At 55.9% G+C, this 19,284-nt stretch carries 8 protein-coding genes; 2 read left to right on the forward strand and 6 right to left on the reverse strand.

The genetic code is table 11. The annotated features are described in order from the left end of the window. Nucleotides 1-37 precede the first annotated feature (37 nt). Nucleotides 38-1,288, reverse strand: a complete 1,251-nt coding sequence (gene ispG, locus HGO37_RS16110) for a flavodoxin-dependent (E)-4-hydroxy-3-methylbut-2-enyl-diphosphate synthase (RefSeq protein ID WP_250984206.1) — start codon at nt 1,286-1,288, stop codon at nt 38-40. On the opposite strand from ispG, the gene HGO37_RS16115 reads away from it, so the two are divergent. Beyond that, on the forward strand, nt 1,275-1,544 hold the full coding sequence (locus HGO37_RS16115) for a hypothetical protein (RefSeq protein ID WP_250984207.1): 270 nt from the start codon (nt 1,275-1,277) through the stop codon (nt 1,542-1,544). The genes ispG and HGO37_RS16115 overlap by 14 nt on opposite strands. 58 nt (nt 1,545-1,602) lie before the next feature. On the opposite strand, the gene HGO37_RS16120 is transcribed toward HGO37_RS16115, so the two are convergent. The 4 genes from HGO37_RS16120 to HGO37_RS16135 all read right to left on the reverse strand — a co-directional run bounded on the left by HGO37_RS16120 (nt 1,603) and on the right by HGO37_RS16135 (nt 8,059). Next, nucleotides 1,603-2,793: an MFS transporter gene (locus HGO37_RS16120; protein WP_250984208.1), complete on the reverse strand. Its 1,191-nt coding sequence runs from the start codon at nt 2,791-2,793 to the stop codon at nt 1,603-1,605. An 11-nt stretch (nt 2,794-2,804) separates the two neighbouring features. Next, complete coding sequence (locus HGO37_RS16125) at nt 2,805-3,611, reverse strand: DeoR/GlpR family DNA-binding transcription regulator (protein WP_250984209.1); 807 nt, start codon at nt 3,609-3,611, stop codon at nt 2,805-2,807. Nucleotides 3,612-3,733: 122 nt separating this feature from the next. Then, complete coding sequence (pyc, locus tag HGO37_RS16130; RefSeq protein WP_250984210.1) at nt 3,734-7,195, reverse strand: pyruvate carboxylase; 3,462 nt, start codon at nt 7,193-7,195, stop codon at nt 3,734-3,736. A gap of 126 nt (nt 7,196-7,321) precedes the next feature. Next, the gene (locus HGO37_RS16135; protein WP_250984211.1) at nt 7,322-8,059 is read right to left on the reverse strand and encodes a helix-turn-helix transcriptional regulator; all 738 of its coding nucleotides are present in this window, start codon (nt 8,057-8,059) and stop codon (nt 7,322-7,324) included. A 324-nt stretch (nt 8,060-8,383) separates the two neighbouring features. On the opposite strand from HGO37_RS16135, the gene HGO37_RS16140 reads away from it, so the two are divergent. Further along, nucleotides 8,384-10,144, forward strand: a complete 1,761-nt coding sequence (locus HGO37_RS16140) for a glucan ABC transporter ATP-binding protein/ permease (RefSeq protein ID WP_250984212.1) — start codon at nt 8,384-8,386, stop codon at nt 10,142-10,144. Nucleotides 10,145-10,393: 249 nt separating this feature from the next. Here HGO37_RS16140 and HGO37_RS16145 read toward each other — a convergent pair whose 3' ends face one another. Beyond that, the gene (locus HGO37_RS16145; protein ID WP_250984213.1) at nt 10,394-18,877 is read right to left on the reverse strand and encodes a glycoside hydrolase family 94 protein; all 8,484 of its coding nucleotides are present in this window, start codon (nt 18,875-18,877) and stop codon (nt 10,394-10,396) included. Between the last annotated feature and the right edge of the window lie 407 nt (nt 18,878-19,284).

Consider the following 19,284-nt stretch of genomic DNA (forward strand, 5'->3'; position numbering starts at 1 on the left):
AATACCACGAATCGGGCAAAATCCCGGCGGGTGTTGATTATTCTGCTGCGTGTTTGTGTCCAAACCGCTTTTCAATGTAGTCGATGACCAGCGCTTCGAAATCTGCTGCAATATCTGGACCACGCAAGGTCAGGGCTTTCTGACCATCAATGAAGACCGGAGCGGCCGGAGTTTCACCGGTGCCGGGCAAGGAAATACCGATATCGGCATGTTTGCTTTCGCCCGGGCCGTTGACGATGCAGCCCATGACCGCAACGTTGAGACCCTCGACGCCAGGATATTTTTCCTTCCAGATCGGCATGTTTTTTCGGATGTCGTTCTGGATGTTTTGCGCCAGTTCCTGGAACACCGTCGAGGTCGTGCGACCACAGCCAGGACACGCCGCAACAACAGGAATGAACTGACGGAAGCCCATGACCTGCAGGAGTTCCTGCGCAACCTGCACTTCACGGGTACGGTCGCCATTGGGTTCCGGCGTCAGAGAAACGCGGATCGTGTCACCAATGCCGTGTTGCAGCACATAACCCATGGCCGCAGACGAGGCGACAATGCCCTTGGAGCCCATGCCCGCTTCGGTCAGGCCGAGATGCAGGGCGTGGTCAGAACGCTCTGACAGCATGGAATAGACGGCAATCAGATCCTGCACCTGACTGACCTTCGCCGACAGGATGATGCGATTGCGTGGCAGGCCTATATCTTCGGCCAGCTCGGCCGAAATCAGTGCTGATTGCACGATGGCTTCGCGGGTGACCTGACGGGCAGACAGAGGAAAACCTTCAGCCTGGTTCTTGTCCATCAATGTGGTCAGCAGTTCCTGATCGAGAGACCCCCAGTTGACGCCGATTCGAACCGGCTTGTCATAACGGATCGCCATTTCGACGATATCGCCGAACTGCTTGTCCTTTTTGTCTTTGAAGCCGACATTGCCGGGATTGATGCGGTATTTTGCAAGTGCTTCCGCACAGGCGGGATGATCCGCCAGCAGTTTGTGGCCAATGTAATGGAAGTCGCCAACCAGCGGTACATCAAGACCAAGGCGCAAAAGCCGGTCGCGTACTTTCGGTACAGCGGCTGCGCTCTCGTCGCGGTCAACGGTGATGCGAACAATTTCAGAGCCAGCGCGATAAAGCGCGGCAACCTGCGCAACAGTCGCGTCAATGTCGGCCGTGTCGGTGTTGGTCATCGACTGCACAACAACAGGCGCTCCGCCACCGACGATGACGCCCCCCACATCGACGGCAACCGAGGCACGGCGTGGCTTGGGATCAAAATCAATGGGTGATGACATCGTTATCTCTACGCTTGCGACAAATGCGCCTATTCAGGTGGATCAAGGCGCGTGCCTTGTCAATATTATACCTATCACGTTTTGCTTTGAGTGGCATTACCTGCCGCCAGGAAGTGCTGATTTGTCGCCTATTTCAGGCGCTTTGATGATCATTGTCAGGAATTATCATCAATCACAAAAAATGAAATACATAAAGGCTGCAGATTTTCCTGCGATGCAATCTTTGATTGAGGTCATGAAAACAAAGGCGTCTTAAACGGTGTCGATATGTCCGCCAGTTGATGTGGCGGACATTTTTTTGCGGTTGAAACCGGTCAGTGGCCGCTGGCACCATCTGCGTGGCGGGCCAGCCTCGAGAGAAGCAGGACGATAACGTGCAGTACCGGCAGGCCGATGAATACTGTTCCAAGCCCGATATGCTCAGCTATGAAGCCGATCGCAGACGGAGCAACCAGAATACCGGAATACCCCATGGTCGTGACAACCGAGAGGCCAATGCCGGGTGCGAGGCCCGGCATGTTGCCAGCCGCCGAGAAGGCAATTGGCACCATGTTGGAAATACCGATACCGGCGATAGCAAAGCCGGCGATAGCGACAACCGGGTTGGTGGCGATGCCGGCAATCAACAGGCCGATAATCGAGATCACCGAGCAAACACGCAAGGTGTTTACGGCACCAAACCGGTCACGCACCAGATCGCCGGCGAAACGCATGATGGCCATTGTCATGGAGAACGCGGCGAAGGCAAAACCCGAGGCGGTGACCGAAGCGCCAAGTTCATTGCGCAGATAAAGTGCACCCCAGTCAAGGATCGCACCTTCCGGCACCATGGAAAACAGCGCCATGATACCAATGATCCAAGGTAGTGGTGTCATTGGCAGGCGAAGCTTTTCGTGGTGTTGTTCAGGATGCGGAGGATCGGCAAGAACACGTGGCCATGCGATTGTCAGCAGGATTGCGGCGACCACCGTCAGGGTTATAGCATGGCCGTAAACGCCGATCTGTTTGATGAGCAAGCCGCCAAGACCAGCACCGAGCAAGCCGCCAAGGCTCCAGAAGGCATGGCAAGACGACATGATCGAGCGGCGCATGCTGCGCTCTGTTGCGACTGCGTTGGCATTCATCGCCACGTCCATGGCGCCCGTAAGACCACCGAACAACACCACTGCAGCCACACCGCTCCAGACGTTGTTGGTGAGAGTGATCAGCAGAAGGGTCGGCAGAAACACAACGGCGGCTGTCAGTGATACTTTTCTGGAGCCGTAACGGGCGATTTTTGCGCCTGCCACTGGCATCATCAGCAGTGATCCGACGCCGAACATCAAGATGACAAGACCGAGCTGGCTTTCACTCAAGGAAAGCCGGTGGGCAAATTCCGGGATCATTGGTGCCCAGGAACCCATCATGAAACCGTTCATCAGGAACAGCAGAGAAATGGCCAGTCGGGTTCTCGTCATATAGGACGTGCGGACGGGCAAGGTGGTGTTCATGGCAGAGCCAGACATCGGAGTTATCCTCAGGAATTGGGGATTACGGGTTGTAATGAAGCGGATGCGGCCATGTGAATTTCAATGCCGCGAGCGATCAACGCATCGCTGAAGACCGGATTTGCCTGATGTTCGAGAATGAGCGACAGCGGATCACCGAGATCACACACATTGAAGGCGGCCTTGTGGCCAAGTTTTTCACGGGTAATGGCGGCCAATATTTTTGCACTTGCCTGGCATGCCAAGCGCTTGAAAACCGCATCCTCGTAAATGTCTGCAGCAAGGCCATGTTCCAGAGTCACGCCGCAGGCGCCGAGAATACACAGATCAGGACGTACCTGTTCCAGCTGCCGCAGGGCCGTGGCGTCAATGGAGGCGCCGACATTGGCGTCGACCTTTCCGCCAATCACAATAAGATCAACACCAGATTTACTGGCAAGTTCTGCGGCAATGATGGGTGTGTTGGTAATTGCCGTCAGACGCAAATCCTGCGGTATCTGACGTGCGACCGCGAGATTTGTCGAGCCGGCATCGATAAAGACAACCATCCCCTCGCTGAGCAGGGAGACGACTGTTTGTGCGAGAAGTGCTTTGCGATCGGTTTTTTCGGTCAGCCGTGTCTGCAGTGGCGTGGTGATACCTGTTGTCTTTAACGCACCGCCATAAACGCGTTCGCATTCACCGCGGGCGGCCATCTCACGCAGGTCACGGCGGATGGTGTCCTCCGAGGTGCTGAAGGTCTGGGCGAGTTCCTGCGCAATGACACGACCTTTCGTCTCGAGTTCCGAGAGAATGAAGGCCTGTCTTTCGCTTACAAAATGCTCTGTTTTGGACATTGACTATCAATCGTGAATAAACGTGCAAAAACACGCATAAATCGATTGAGTTAAAACAGCAAGAACAAAAATGCCCGCTTTTCAGCGGGCATGATGTTGAAGCGTCATGAGTGGCAATTCTGTTACTCGCCGTAGATGACCAGCAGGTCCTTGGCGTCGATCTGATCGCCTGCGCGCACCAGAACTTCAGCGATTGTGCCGTCCTTTTCTGCGTGCAGTGCTGTTTCCATCTTCATGGCTTCGATTGACAGCAATACATCACCGGCCTTGATCGTCTGGCCCTGGTTGACGAAGACGCGAGAGATGACGCCTGGCATTGGTGCGCCCAGATGTGCGCCATTGGCTGGCTCGGCCTTGCGACGGACAGCAGAGCCGGATGCGCCATGGGCACGATCTGGCACCTTGATGCGGCGTGGCTGACCGTTGATTTCGAAGAACACGGTGACCATGCCCTTGTCGTCGGTGCCGCTCATCGCCTGATTGACGATAACCAATGTCTTGCCGCGTTCGATATCGGCAAACAGTTCCTCGCCATCTGCCATGCCGTAGAAATAGGCGTGGGTGGGAAGAACTGAAACAGGCCCATATTGCTCGGATGCCAAAGCAAAGTCCGTAAACACCTTCGGATACATCAGATAGGATGCGAATTCGAAGTCATTGACGGTGCGACCGATCTTCGCGTCGATGGTTTTGCGTTCTGCATCCAGATCAGCATCTTCCAGCAGTGAACCGGGACGTACCGTGTAGGGCTTGTCGCCCTTCAGAGCCTTTTTCTGCAGGCCTTCCGGCCAGCCGCCTGGTGATTGTCCGAGATCGCCCTTCAGCATGGAGACAACAGATTCAGGGAACGCGATATCCTTGTCAGGGTTTTCGACATCCGCAACCGTTAGATCCTGGCTGACCATCATCAAGGCCATATCACCGACAACCTTGGACGAAGGCGTTACCTTGACGATGTCACCGAACATGCGGTTGGCGTCAGCATAAGCCTGCGCCACTTCGTGCCAGCGGCTTTCAAGGCCAAGCGAACGGGCCTGTTCCTTGAGGTTTGTGAACTGTCCACCGGGCATTTCGTGCAGGTAGACTTCGGAAGCTGGTCCCTTAAGGTCGCTTTCAAAGGCTGCGTACTGGCCGCGTACCGCTTCCCAATAGAAGGAAATACGTCTGATCCATTCCGGATCAAGGCCGGTATCACGCTCGGTGCCGGAGAGGGCTTCGACAATCGAACCCAGGCAAGGCTGGGATGTGTTGCCGGAAAGCGCATCCATGGCTGCATCCACCGCGTCCACACCTGCATCGACAGCGGCAAGAACGGTCGCAGCCGAAATGCCTGACGTGTCATGGGTGTGGAAGTGAATTGGCAGGGATGTTGCTTCACGCAGCGCGGTAAACAGAACCTTTGCGGCTGCTGGCTTCAGCAGGCCGGCCATGTCCTTGACGGCGATAATATGGGCGCCAGCCTTTTCGAGTTCGCCTGCAAGGTTGGTATAATATTTCAGGTCATATTTCGGTCGCGCCGAATTCAGGATATCGCCCGTGTAGCAGATGGTTGCTTCACACAGCTTGTTTTCTTCGGCTATGGCATCCATCGAGACGCGCATGTTCTCAACCCAGTTGAGGCAGTCGAACACACGGAACAGGTCTACGCCACCCTTGGCAGCCTGACGCACGAAATATTTGACGACATTGTCCGGGTAATTCTTGTAACCAACGCCATTGGCACCGCGCAGCAGCATTTGAAGCAAGAGGTTCGGTGCGCCCTCACGGATCAGCGACAAGCGTTCCCAAGGATCTTCCGTCAGGAAGCGCATCGATACGTCAAATGTCGCGCCGCCCCAGCATTCCAGAGACAGCAGTTGCGGCAGTGCCTTGGCGTAAACATTGGCAACGCTGGCAATGTCATGGGTGCGCACACGGGTGGCCAGCAGCGACTGGTGGCCATCGCGCATGGTGGTGTCGGTAACGAGAACGCGCTTTTCATTGCGCATCCACTCGGCAAAACCTTTCGGCCCTAGCTTGTCCAGCAGTTGCTTCGTGCCGTCGGGAATGGCCTTGTCGATGTAAGGTACAATCGGCTTGGCAGCTTTGTCCGATGGTGTGGCGCGACCCTTGGTTTCCGGGTGGCCGTTGACGGTCACATCAGCCAGATAGGTCAACAGTTTGGTGGCACGGTCCTGCCGTTTGACCTGTTGGAACAGCTCTGGTGTCGAGTCGATGAAACGTGTCGTGTAGGTGTTGTTGCGGAACTTTTCATGGCCGATGATGGCTTCAAGGAAGGTCAGGTTGGTTGCAACGCCGCGAATACGGAACTCGCGCAGCGCGCGGTCCATGCGGCTGATGGCTTCCTGTGGTGTTCCGCCTGATGCTGTTACCTTGACCAGCAGCGGGTCGTAATAACGGGTGATGATAGCGCCGGTGTAAGCCGTGCCGCCATCCAGACGAATGCCGAAGCCGGCTGCCGAACGATAGGCGGTGATACGGCCGTAGTCAGGAATGAAGTTGTGTTCCGGATCTTCGGTGGTGATACGGCACTGCAGTGCGTGACCATTGAGACGAATGTCAGCCTGCTTTGGTACGCCGGATTCGGGCGTGCCGATCGCTTCACCTTCGAGAATATGAATCTGCGCCTTGACGATATCGATACCGGTCACAACTTCGGTAACCGTGTGTTCCACCTGAATGCGCGGGTTAACTTCGATGAAGTAGAATTTTCCGGTGTCGGAATCCATCAGGTACTCGACGGTGCCCGCGCCGATGTAATTGGTGGCAGCGGCAATTTTCAGCGAGTAATTGGCCAGTTCCTGACGTTGTTCTTCCGAAAGGTAAGGGGCAGGCGCGCGTTCGACGACCTTTTGGTTACGGCGTTGAATGGAACAATCACGCTCAAATAGATGCACGACATTGCCGTGCGTATCGCCAAGCACCTGGCTTTCAACGTGGCGTGCACGCTCGACCAGCTTCTCTAGATAAACTTCATCCTTGCCAAAGGCAGCCTTGGCTTCGCGCTTCGCTTCCATAACCTCACGCGCCAGATCTTCCTTTTTGCGGATGGCGCGCATGCCGCGTCCGCCCCCGCCCCAGGAGGCTTTCAGCATTACTGGATAACCGATCTGTTCGGCCATACGCTCGACCTTGGCCATGTCTTCAGGCAGCGGGTCGGTTGCCGGTACGACGGGAACGCCAACCGAAATTGCCAGATTACGGGCTGCTACCTTGTTGCCAAGCTGGCGCATCGTGTCGGCGGTAGGACCGATAAAAATGATACCTGCAACGTTACAGGCCTCTACAAACTCTGGACTTTCGGACAGGAGGCCATAACCTGGATGGATGGCATCGGCGCCGGAAAGTTTGGCAACGCGAATAATTTCCTCAATCGACAGGTAGCTTTCGATTGGTCCCATGTCCTTGGCCAGATGGGGGCCGCGACCAACCTGATAGCTTTCATCCGCCTTGAACCTGTGCAGCGAAAGTTTGTCTTCCTCAGCCCAGATCGCCACCGTTTTTATTCCCAGCTCGTTGGCTGCACGGAATACACGGATCGCTATCTCGGATCGGTTCGCCACAAGAATTTTCGATATCTTCAAGACGGTCTCCCAAAATCGTCGCGGATGCATATATGTTGCAGCGCGAAATTAAGCAGCAAAACCCTGTCTTGGGAAGGGCTATTCAGCGCCAAAGCGTTCGCTCGACAGAAGACCAATCGGTTGAGATCAGGAAATAAGTCCGTAGCGGAATGCCAGAGCGATGGCATGTTGGCGATTGCGGGCATGGAGCTTCCGCTGAATGCCATTGATATACCAGTCGACGGTATGGCTGGAGATCGACAGCTCTTTGCCCATTTCTGGGGACGTCATGCCCTTTGACAGCAAAATCAGAATATCCATCTCTCTCTGGGTGAGACGAATTTCCGGTGGCAGCGGCATGTCCAGCGTTGCAGCATCGTCCTGTGAGAGTTCCAGAAGGCGCCAGAAGGTGGCGCGGGCAGCGGCATCAAAAAGTGCCAATTCCGAAGGCGCCATGTCGCCCGGTTCGCCTGCAATCCAGACGCTGCCCAACAAGCCGCCACGGCCGTGGATCGGGAAGACATATCCGTCGGTCATGCCGTAACGGGCACTATCTTGAAACAATCTGGCAATACGCTTGCGATATGCGGTTGGCTTGAACGGGCCAACGCTATTCTGCCATCTGAACGGACGATGGGAAGAGGCCAGCATTTTGCGTGTCGGATCGATCAGCGGGTATTTGCGGCTGTGATAATAATCGCGCCAGCCCTCCGGCAATTTTTCGCCGAGAGGAGTGCCAAGATCGTCCACATCGTCCTGCGAACGCTTGAAAAATATGAAAAACTTGAAGTTATACTGTTCCAGAAGGCGTCCGAAACCAGTCAGAAGTTCTTCTCTCGTGTCGGCTTCCGAGCAGATGAAAAGAAACTCATTTATATGACGCATGACGATGCACGTCCCGAAATTGGCATAAATCCTACATAACTATGGACCCGAACCGTTTTTTGGTGACGTCATGTTACGCAGGTTAGACCGCGGTCAGGTTTCACCCCATTTGGTTATCAATACCTAAAACACAACGGCTAAATCTTGCCATGCTCTCCAGGAAATACAAACCATTGAACCATCAAATGCTATGAGTTGTGCGGTTTATTTGATAGTTCAGCACAGGGACTTTTTTTGAACTTCGCGTGCGATTTGCGCGTGCACCCGAAGGCGAAAAATGAATACCGGAGTTTGAAGCCGGCTTCATGAGGATTGGATACGAAATTGACACTGTTTCAGGTTTACGCAAGAGCCCTTCGTTATCTCGCAGAAAACCGTTTGCGCGTCGGGATCGTTGTGATCGCCAACGTCATCCTGGCGGCAATCAGCATTGCCGAGCCTATTCTGTTCGGTCGCATTATTGATGCGATTTCGAGCGGCAGTGATGCAACCGGCATCCTGATGATCTGGGCGGCCTTTGGTGTTTTCAACACCATTGCCTATGTGCTTGTGGCGCGTGAGGCCGATCGGCTGGCGCATGGACGGCGCGCTACCCTGCTGACAGAAGCCTTCGGGCGCATCATTTCCATGCCGCTTTCCTGGCATCAGCAACGTGGTACTTCCAATGCGCTGCACACCCTTCTGCGCGCCAGTGAAACCCTGTTTGGCCTGTGGCTGGAATTCATGCGCACGCACCTGGCAACGGCCGTTGCCCTTCTGCTGCTTATCCCGACAGCCATTTCCATGGATCTGCGTCTTAGCTTCGTGCTGATTGCGCTGGGTGTGGTTTACTGGATCATCGGCAGAATGGTCATGCAGCGGACGAAGAATGGTCAGGCTGCTGTGGAAAAACACTACCACACGGTTTTTTCGCATGTCAGCGATTCGATCAGCAACGTCTCCGTGCTGCACAGCTATAACCGGATTGAAGCAGAGACAAAGGCGCTTAAGGGCTTTACCGAGCGCCTGTTGAGCGCACAGTATCCTGTTCTAGACTGGTGGGCGCTGGCCAGTGCGTTGAACCGCACGGCATCCACCGTGTCGATGATGATCATCCTGATTATCGGCACACTTCTGGTTCGCAGCGGCGAACTGCGCGTTGGCGATGTCATTGCCTTTATCGGTTTTGCCAACCTGCTGATTGGTCGTCTTGATCAAATGCGTGCCTTTGCGACACAGATTTTCGAAGCCCGCTCAAAGCTCGAAGACTTCTTCACGCTTGAAGACAGCGTGAAGGACCGTGAAGAACCACTGGATGCCAAGGATCTTGGCCATGCGGCAGGCACGGTGGAATTCCGCGATGTGTCCTTTGATTTTGTCAATACCACGCAGGGCGTTCGCAACGTCTCATTTACTGCGCAAGCGGGGCAGACAATTGCCATTGTCGGGCCAACCGGTGCCGGTAAAACCACGCTCATCAACCTGTTGCAGCGTGTATATGATCCCGGTCAGGGCAAAATCCTCATCGATAATATCGACATCTCGACGGTGACGCGCAAATCCTTGCGCAACAACATTGCCACTGTGTTCCAGGATGCCGGTCTTCTCAACCGCAGTATCCGTGACAATATTGGTCTTGGCCGCATGGATGCGACGGATGCCGAGATTGCTGAAGCGGCGACAGCGGCTGCGGCGACCGATTTTATCGTTGGTCGTTTGGAGGGATATGACACCCATGTTGGTGAGCGCGGTAACCGTCTGTCGGGTGGTGAACGCCAACGTGTTGCGATCGCACGTGCCATTTTGAAGAATGCGCCTATTCTGGTTCTTGACGAGGCGACCAGTGCGCTAGACGTTGAAACAGAAGCGCGCGTCAAGGCGGCGGTCGATACGCTGCGCAAGAACCGCACCACCTTCATTATTGCCCACCGTCTTTCGACCGTGCGGGATGCTGACCTCGTGCTGTTCCTAGATCACGGACGCATCATTGAAATGGGTACGTTTGATGAGCTGAGTGCCCGAGACGGCCGCTTTGCATCGCTTCTGCGCACCAGTGGCATCCTGGCGGAAGAGGGCAATCGCCAAACGGCTCCTGCCTTGACCTGATGGGTTGAACCTCAGTCATCTGTCGATTGTCATTAATCTGAAAACCTCCGTTTGCGAACGGAGGTTTTTTTGTGCCGTCCATCATAGGCTGTCTGGTCGGCCAGAACCTCCGTATTGCTGGCTGGTATTGAGCGCCCCTCATTTGAAATACGCAGACTGCAGACAAAAAAGAACCGCCACCCTTGCAGGTGGCGGTTATCGTCTGAGGTTCGTCCTCATCCCGAACCGGTGTCGGTTCGGGGAAGAGACTTAGCCGAGCTTGATTGTACGCTTTGCGGCGTCCAGTGGCTTGCCATCCACCGAGACAGTCACAGTATCGCCGGAGCGCTTAACCGTGATTTTGCGGACCTTGCCATCGACGTTGATGTCGGCAGAGAAGCCATCCCATTCCTGCGGAATAGCAGGATTGATGTGAAGTTCGCCATTTTCACGTTTCAGGCCAAGAATGCTCTCGACGGCTGCGCGGTAGAGCCAACCGGCAGAGCCAGTGTACCAGCTCCAGCCACCACGACCGGCAAGAGCGCCTTCGCCGTACACGTCAGCTGCTACGACATAAGGCTCAACGCGATAGTGTTCCGCCGAGGTGGCATCGGTCGCATGGTTGACCGGATTCAGCAGCGAGAAGCATTTCCATGCATCCTGCGTGCGACCAAGTTTGGCCAGCGCCATCACAACCCAGGTGGCTGCGTGGGTGTACTGGCCACCATTCTCACGCACACCGGCCGGATAGGCCTTGATATAACCGGGATCCTGATCGGTTTTGGAAAGCGGTGGCGTGAACAGGCGAATGATGCCTTTTTCACTATCCACCAGCTGCTCAAGCACGGCATTCATGGCTTGCTGCGAACGGGCATCTTCACCTTCACCGGACAGAACACTCCAGCTCTGTCCAAGAGAATCGATACGGCATTCGTCGCTTTCAGAGGAGCCGAGTGGCGTACCGTCGTCGTAATATCCACGACGGTAGTAGCTACCGTCCCAACCGGCTGTTTCGAGTGCTGAACGCAGTCGATCGCGATGGGTTTTCCACGCTTTGGCGCGTTTATGGTCGCCGCGCTGTTCGGCAACACCGATGAAGTCACGCAACGTACCGGCCAGGAACCAGCCAAGCCACACGCTGGTGCCGCGTCCGCTGGTGCCAACACGGTTCATGCCATCGTTCCAGTCGCCGCCCAAAATGAGTGGCAGACCGTTTTCGCCGGTGCGGGCAATTGCCAGATCAAGCGCCAGCGCCGCGTGTTCATAGAGGCTTACCGTTTCGCTCGAAACTTCAGGCTCAAAGAATGCGTCGTGCTGACCCGGCAGAAGCTGGTGGCCTTTCAGGAACGGGATCTGTTCCTCAAGGATAGCGGTGTCGGCCGTTGCCGCCAGATACTGATTGATGGCGAAGCCAAGCCAGACAACGTCGTCCGAGATCAGTGTCCGTACACCCGCGCCGCTGTTTGGCAGCCACCAGTGTTGAACGTCGCCTTCCGCGAACTGGCGGCCAGCTGCACGAATGATCTGGCCTCTGGCCAGTTCCGGCTGCTGGATGAGGAAGGCAAGTGTATCCTGCAGCTGGTCACGGAAACCAAATGCGCCGCTCGACTGGTAAAAGGCGGTGCGTGCCATCAGACGGCAAGACAGGGCCTGATAGGGCAGCCAGCGATTGACCATGTGGTTAAACGCCTTGTCTGGCGTTTCAACCTGCAGGCGGCCGGTAAAGTCATTCCAGAAATCGCGGTTTGCTTTGACGGTTGCGTCAAAATCCGTCGCGCGAATATCTTTTACCAGTGCCTTGGCAGCGTCAGCACTGTCGGCGTCGCCAAGATAGAACAGGACACTCTTTTCTTCGCCCGGCGCCAGTGTCAGATCCTGGCTCAGTGCTGCGCACGGATCACCGTCCTGCTCGATGCTGCCGGACAGGCTTGCACCTGTTGCCGCACTCTTTGGTTTGACAACACTGCCATGGCGACCGATGAACTCGCGTCTGCTGGTCGAGTAGCCGGCTTTGCTGCTGTCTGACGCAAAGACGGCGAAGTTGCCGCTATAGTCAATGCTGTAGGCATTGGTTGCCAGCAGTGCACCGGTTTCTTCGTCATGCGAACTGAGGATGAACGGTGCGGTTTTCTGGCGATTATTGCCAAGCACCCATTCAACATAACCATAGGTCCGCAGGCGGCGGGTTTCGCCGCTGGTGTTCTTGATGGTCAAGCGTGACAGCTTGACCGGATGACTGCGGTCTACCGTTTGCGTCAGGCCAAGCGCCAGACCATTGTCTTCAACCGTGAAGCTTGAAACGCCAAAGCCGTGGCGGGCTTCAAAGACAAGCTCCGGATTGCGTGACAGCGTGGCGAGCGGGCTGTGCAGTTTGCCACTGTCCAGATCAGTCACATAAAATGCTTCGCCCGGACGGTTGCTGACCGGATCATTCGACCATGGTGTCAGCTGATAGTCGCGCGAATTGCGGCTCCAGCTAAATCCTGCGCCTTCTGCTGAAATGTGGAAACCGAAGTTTTCATTGGAAATCACATTGATCCACGGCTGCGGCGTCGACTGACCGCCGCGCAGACGCACGATGTATTCGTCACCAACCTTGTTGAAGCCGCCAAAGCCGTTCCAGAAATCCAGATCGCCCTTGTCGTCCAAGGCTTGGGCTGCCGGGAACTGCTCGGCGGGCAGTGGAACAATGCTGTCGCTGCCATCCGGTGTGCGGTGCGCTGCAAATAGCGACACTGCACGGTTGACCTGATCGACAATCTTGCCATTGCGGGCGTGCAGGACGACGCGCGACGCAGCCAGCAAGGCTGCCCATGTTTCCTCATCCGTCAAATCCTTGCGGACGGAGAAGACATGCGGTTTGCCGCCATCCGCCGGGTTGATACGGCGCTGTCCTTCGGAAATGACATCCAGCGCGTGCTGCATGTCCTGCGCGTAAGAGGTGGCGCGTTCATTAACGATTACCAGATCGAACAGCACACCGCGCGAACGTAGATATTCATGGGCACTGAGCGCCTCACGCGCAATTTCCATGTCCATGTCGTCATTGATGCGCAGGCTGAAGATCGGATAATCGCCCGAAATGGACAATGGCCAGAGCTTGCGTTGTGATGCGAGCGTGTTTTGGACAGTCGCCGCATCGATGCGCATGTGCATGTCCGGATAGACCAGATAACGGCCGAGATGCTGGAAAGCGGCAGCCTGCTGCGAGGTAACGCCAACGTGGCGCATCTGCACCTGGGTTCTTGTCCAGGCATGAACAAGCTCGTGGGCAAACGCATCCGGGTGACGGTAGCGGTCAATCGCCTTATCGACTTCTTCGCGGCTTGGTCCAGCAATCGTCCAGAAGATGATGCTGACTTTTTTGCCGGCCGGAACGCGGACAACACGGCGCAGAGACAGGATTGGATCGAGCGTAACGCCGTCCGAACCTGAAAGGCTTGCGCCGGAATCAAAGGCTGCTGCTTCCGCAAGCGTGCGGCCGCGGCCGATGAAGCGTCTGCGATCGGTTTCGAATTCTGTCGGACGCGATGTACCGGTGGTGTCGGCTGTCAGGTGCGCGATAACGGTGCCTGGTTCATTCGGTGTGCGTTTATTTCGCCATGCCCGAATGACGTCGCCACGACGGCCAATTTCGGTTTGCAGGAACATGCGTGAGAAGACAGGGTGTGCGTTGTCATCGTCTTCTGCACCAATGACCGGCTCCATATAGGACGTCACTTCGATGTAACGGTCTTCCGAACCAACGTTCAGCAATGTTACACGGCGCCCTTCGGCATCATGCTCGGTGGCGACAATGCACTCGACGGTGCTGGTCAGGTCGCCTGTGGTCTTGTGGAACTCGGCCTTGTCATCGCTGAACACGACCTTGGTCTTTTCACCTTCGGCTACTCTTGGTTCCGTGGTGGCGCTCCACCATTCGCCTGTTGTCGTGTCGCGCAGGAAGATGAAGGTGCCCCAACGGTCTTCGGTCGGATCGGCTTTCCAGCGGGATATTCCAAGGCCGTTCCAGCGGGAGTACCCCGAACCGGTGGCGGTCAGCATGGTCGAATAGTGACCGTTTGACAGGAACACAACTTCGCGGTCCTTGATGGCTGGGTCTGTCACGGTGCGCACTTCCGAGCGCAACAGATCTGCCTGTTCCTTGCCGGGTGTTTCCGGCTCGTATTTGGCGCTCATGACCGGTATTTCGCGCGGTGCCTTTTCCTGCAGCAGCAGTTCCGCGGCTTCGATAACCGGATCGGAATGGAAAAGTTCACGCAGACGGCCGTCGAACACCACGTTGGCAATGGCTGCAATCGACATGCCGTGGTGGTGGGCATAGTAGTTGTAAACCACGGCGCATGTCTTGCCATCCGGCACACGGGTTGGCGTGAAGTCCACGGCGTCGTGGAATCCATACTGGCCAAGTGCGCCGAGTTTACGCAACTTCTCGAGGTTTTCGAGGGCTGCTTCAGGATTGTACTGGCTCGCGAGGATCGACGCATAAGGTGCGATCACCGCATTTTGGCCAAGACCACGTTTGAGACCGAGGCTCGGCACACCAAAGTTGGTGTACTGGTAGTTCATCTGGTGGTCGCGGGCGTTAAAGGCCGCTTCAGAAATGCCCCATGGCGTGCCGAGGCGGCGACCGTGGTTCATCTGTTCAACAACCACAAGATTGTTGGTCTGGTTGAGAATACCACCCTGACGCTCCTGCATGACCAGTGGCGGCATCAGATATTCGAACATGGAGCCGGACCATGATACCAGTGCACCCTGCGCACCAACCGGCACGACCTGGCGGCCAAGACGATACCAGTGTTCGGTTGGCAGGTCGCCCTTGGCAATGGCGAAAAGGCTGGTCAGACGGCATTCGGATGCCAGAAGGTCGTAGCAGGCTTCGTCCAATTCCTTGCTATCTGCGCGGTAACCAATTGAAAGTAGACGACGATCCTTGCGATAAAGGAAGGTAAAGTCCATCGAGAAGGCGAGGGAGCGCGCGCGGTCACGCAGAGCGGCGAGTCGCTGACGCACCGGTTCAATATTGGTCAGGTCGAAAGCGCTGTCAGAGATATGTGCTTCACAGACATTGACCAGAAGTGCCGCCCAATGGGTGACTTCGGCGCTCTGTGTAGAATCGACCTCGTGATCAAGGTTGAAAGCGAGTTTCTGGATGTCACGTGCCAGCACAGCAAGATTGATGACGCGGATCGATGCAAACTCGTGTTCGCGCTTGACCGATGCTAAGGCATTGGCAAAGCCGGTGATGCGCTCTTCGAGACGACGGTGCAGCGGTCGCAGGTTCTTGCGATCGTCCGGCAGGGACTTGAGGCATTCCTGAAGAATACCGGCGACGTCGCCAATACCATCGAGGTTGCCCTGAAGGTGAGCGGATGGCGCTTCACACCATTCACGGCACGCAGACGACACCGCAATCAAATGGCCCGCAAGGTTACCGCTGTCCACCGCCGAAATATAGTGCGGGCCAAGAGGCGCCAGCGTATCGGTGTGGTACCAGTTGAGCAGGTGGCCGCGGTATTTCTCCATGCTCTCGACGGTGGTGATGGTTTTTTCCATCCGGTCGATGGTGTCTGCAAAGCTGATCCAACCGAAATGGCGGGCCGAAATCACCGACAGCAGATAAACGCCGATATTGGTCGGAGACGTTCTCTCGGCAACAAGCGGCTGCGGTGTTTCCTGGAAGTTGTCCGGCGGCAGGTGGTTCTGCTCGGGCGTGACAAACTCTTCGTAATAACGCCATGTCCGACGCGCGATCTTGCGCAGTTCGTCAGAGACGTGATCGGCCACAAACAGACGGTCTTCGGTTTCAGCCGACTGGCTGACATACCAGGCGACGACTGGAGACAATACCCACAGCACAGCAAATGGAATCCCGACCAGGAAGGCATTGTCGCCTGGAAGTGCCGCAAACAGCAGACCCAAAAGCGCGATAACCGGTGCATGCCACATGGTGCGGTAATAGTCGGTAATACTGCCCTGCGCGCTGGATTGCACGCTTGCCGCCGTTTTCCATTCCAGCATCAGCTTGTGGCTGACAAACAGGCGGTAAAGCGAGCGACCAATCGCGTCGGTCATCATGCAGGCAGAATCAGCAATAAACACGATACGCAGCGCAACCTGCGCATTTGTGGCGCGAATTTCAGACCAAAGCGTGTGGAAATGCGCGCGTGGAATGATGTCGGTGCTTGGCGGAACAATGCCCGAAAGAATGGACAGGGTCGGAGCCACAAACAGCGAGAAGATCAGCAGGATCTGCCAGATCAGCGCGCCGAGCGGGTCCATGAAGTACCAGCCGAGAACAGATGCGAAGAACCATGCGATCGGCGTCAGCGAGCGACGGAGGTTGTCGATCATCTTCCAGCGGCCAATGGCTGTCACACCACGCTTGGCTTCGAGAATGTAAGGCAGCAGCTGCCAGTCGCCACGTGCCCAGCGATGCTGGCGTGATACTTCCACTTCGTAACGGGTCGGGAAATCTTCGACCAGTTCAACGTCGGTGATCAGGGCGCAGCGCGCAAACGAACCTTCGAGAAGGTCGTGGCTGAGAACGGCGTTTTCATCCACCTGACCCTTAAGGGCGGTTTCAAACGCGTCAATGTCGTAAAGGCCCTTGCCGGTAAAGGTGCCTTCGGCGGTCAAGTCCTGATAGACGTCCGACACGGTAAAGACGTAAGGGTCGATACCACGGTTGATCGAATAGACGCGCTGGAACACCGAAGCGTCTTTGCCGGTTGTCAGGGATGGCGTCACACGCGGCTGCAGAAGGCCGTAACCGTAGATGACACGTCCGGTTTCTGGATCGTGAACCGGGCGGTTGATCGGGTGGTGCATCTTGCCGACAAGCTTGGTAACTGCTTCACGCATCAGGCGTGTGTCGGCATCAAGCGTCATGACGTAACGAACATCGAGCGGTACATTTTCGAGACCTGCGATAAAGCTGGTGTCCTTGTCGCCGCGCAGAAGCAGGTTCAGTTCGTGCAGTTTGCCGCGCTTGCGCTCCCAGCCCATCCACACGCCTTCGGACGGATTGTAGAGACGACGGCGGTGGAAAATGTGGAAACGCTGGCCGTCACTGTATGGGTAACGCGTATTGAGACGCGCTATTTCCTTGCGGGCATAATCCAGAACTTCCTGGTCGCCGGCCATTTCCTCGGTCTTGGCGTCACGCCAGTCGCTGATCAGCGCAAAGGAAATCGCGCCATGCGGGTTGGCGAGGTAATGGACTTCGAGGTTACGCACGAGTTCATCGACGCTATCGCGGTTGGTAATCAGACAGGGAACCGCAACAAGCGTGCGGGCATCCTGCGGAATGCCTTCCTTGAACTCGTATCCGACAAGTCGAAACGGCTTGACGAACAGCGTGACCAACGTGTTGAACAGGCCCGTTGCACCTTCGGATGCTGGCAGAGAAAACATCAGCAGGAAGGCAAGAATGACGTACCATTCCATGCCGGCGCGACCCAGCAGCCAACCGGCCACGGTCATGGCAAGCACTGTCAGCAGAACAACTGGAACCGCAACTGCCATCCAATGGAATTTGCGCACCGAACGCACGACATGCTGGGCAATCAGCGGGCGATAGCCAATGGCTTCCTCCAACTCCTTGCGGCGGCGTCCAACCAGGAATGTGCCGACGTTAGGAACATGCGGATGGTGTTCATTGGCCTGTTCCGCTGCGGTGACCATGTCGACCGCCAGCTGCGCCACTTCTACCTCTGTCTTGCCGGAGCGGCGCGCCAGTAGCTCGATCGTGTTGCGGTAGGTGTTGCGCGAACCGAAATCCAGAACGCTGTAATCGGTGTGCTCACGCAGCACCTTGTCGATATGGCTGACCTCTTCAAACCATACAGACCATTCGGTATCGTCGATTTCACGCAGGCTCTTGACGATGTTGCCCATCGTCACGTTGCCAGAGGCGAGGCGGTTATGCTCCGCCATCATCACTTCTTCGGCGTCTGTACCGGCGCTGATCAGGCGCTCTTCCAGCCAGGAAACGGCGAAACCTGAGCTCTGCGAACCGTTGCGCAGGCGATACAGGAACTGGGTCGCGAAGGTGCGATCTTCAGCGAAACTGTCGATGCGTTTGAGAACCTCGACGGATGCTTCCGGGTCATTCAGGCGAATGATCTCGTCGGCAACCTCATTGGCCTTCTGGCGCATACGACGCGAGCGGTCGACGCGAAACGCGATGCGGCGCAGGTTTTCGATAAGCACAAAACGCAGGATGGACGGAAGCGCCCACAGCTCGCCGATCTGCAGGGTATTTGTGGTCTGGTAACCTTCAACCAGTGCCGTCAGGCTTTCACGGGAAACCGTGCTGTGCGTGTGGGCAACATAAAGCCATGCCAGCGCCATGACGCGCGGGATCGTGACATCACCGATCTGCATGGTTGGAAGCTGGCGATAGAAGCGTCGCGGGAAATCGCGCCGAACTTCCTGAATGGCTTCCTCGATGACGTAGTGATTGTCCAACAGCCATTCGGCTGCCGGCGTGATCGTTGCGCCATTTTCCACATCGGCCGCTGTTGCGCGATAGACGCGTAAAATCTCCTTTTCATTCTCCCGGTGGCGGGCGAAGAAATCGAAGCTCATGAACCCAGGGAGGTCACTTGCACCGTCCCGCGACAGAGAGGCGCCATATGCATTCAGCTCCTCCATAGCAAGATAGTCAGAGCGGATCGAATCGTTGTGATCGATCTGCTTGCTCTCGGCTTCACGGGCGGCGGCTTTCGGCGTGATATGGAAGGACATCGGCTCGTAATTCTGTGTGATGAAAGATTTAATTGTTTACCCGCTTCGCAACATCAAAAAGGACTTTCGGCGTTGCGGGCAGGCCAGTCTATAGTCTGAACGAAAATATGGATTTTTTGTTCAGACAGTCATTAATTCACTACAACTCTGCTTTCCCATGATAGTGGCATTTTTGGGTCGCAGTGTCGGAAATCGTTGAATATCAGTCGTTTGAGGCAAGCGCATTCTTCAGGACAAACTGCCCCAGCAATCGCGTGCGATCTGGCGAACTCCCCCCAAGCCAACATGGTTTTCCGGTTTTACCTTCGTGATCATCATTTCACTCGTAAGGGCGTTTAACCGCCTGTAGCAAAAGACCAAACCGGACCATTTACAGTTCCATGCCACCTGTTGCGTTTGGATGCAAG

The organism is Rhizobium sp. CG4, from assembly GCF_023701965.1.
Taxonomy (GTDB): Bacteria; Pseudomonadota; Alphaproteobacteria; order Rhizobiales; family Rhizobiaceae; genus Agrobacterium.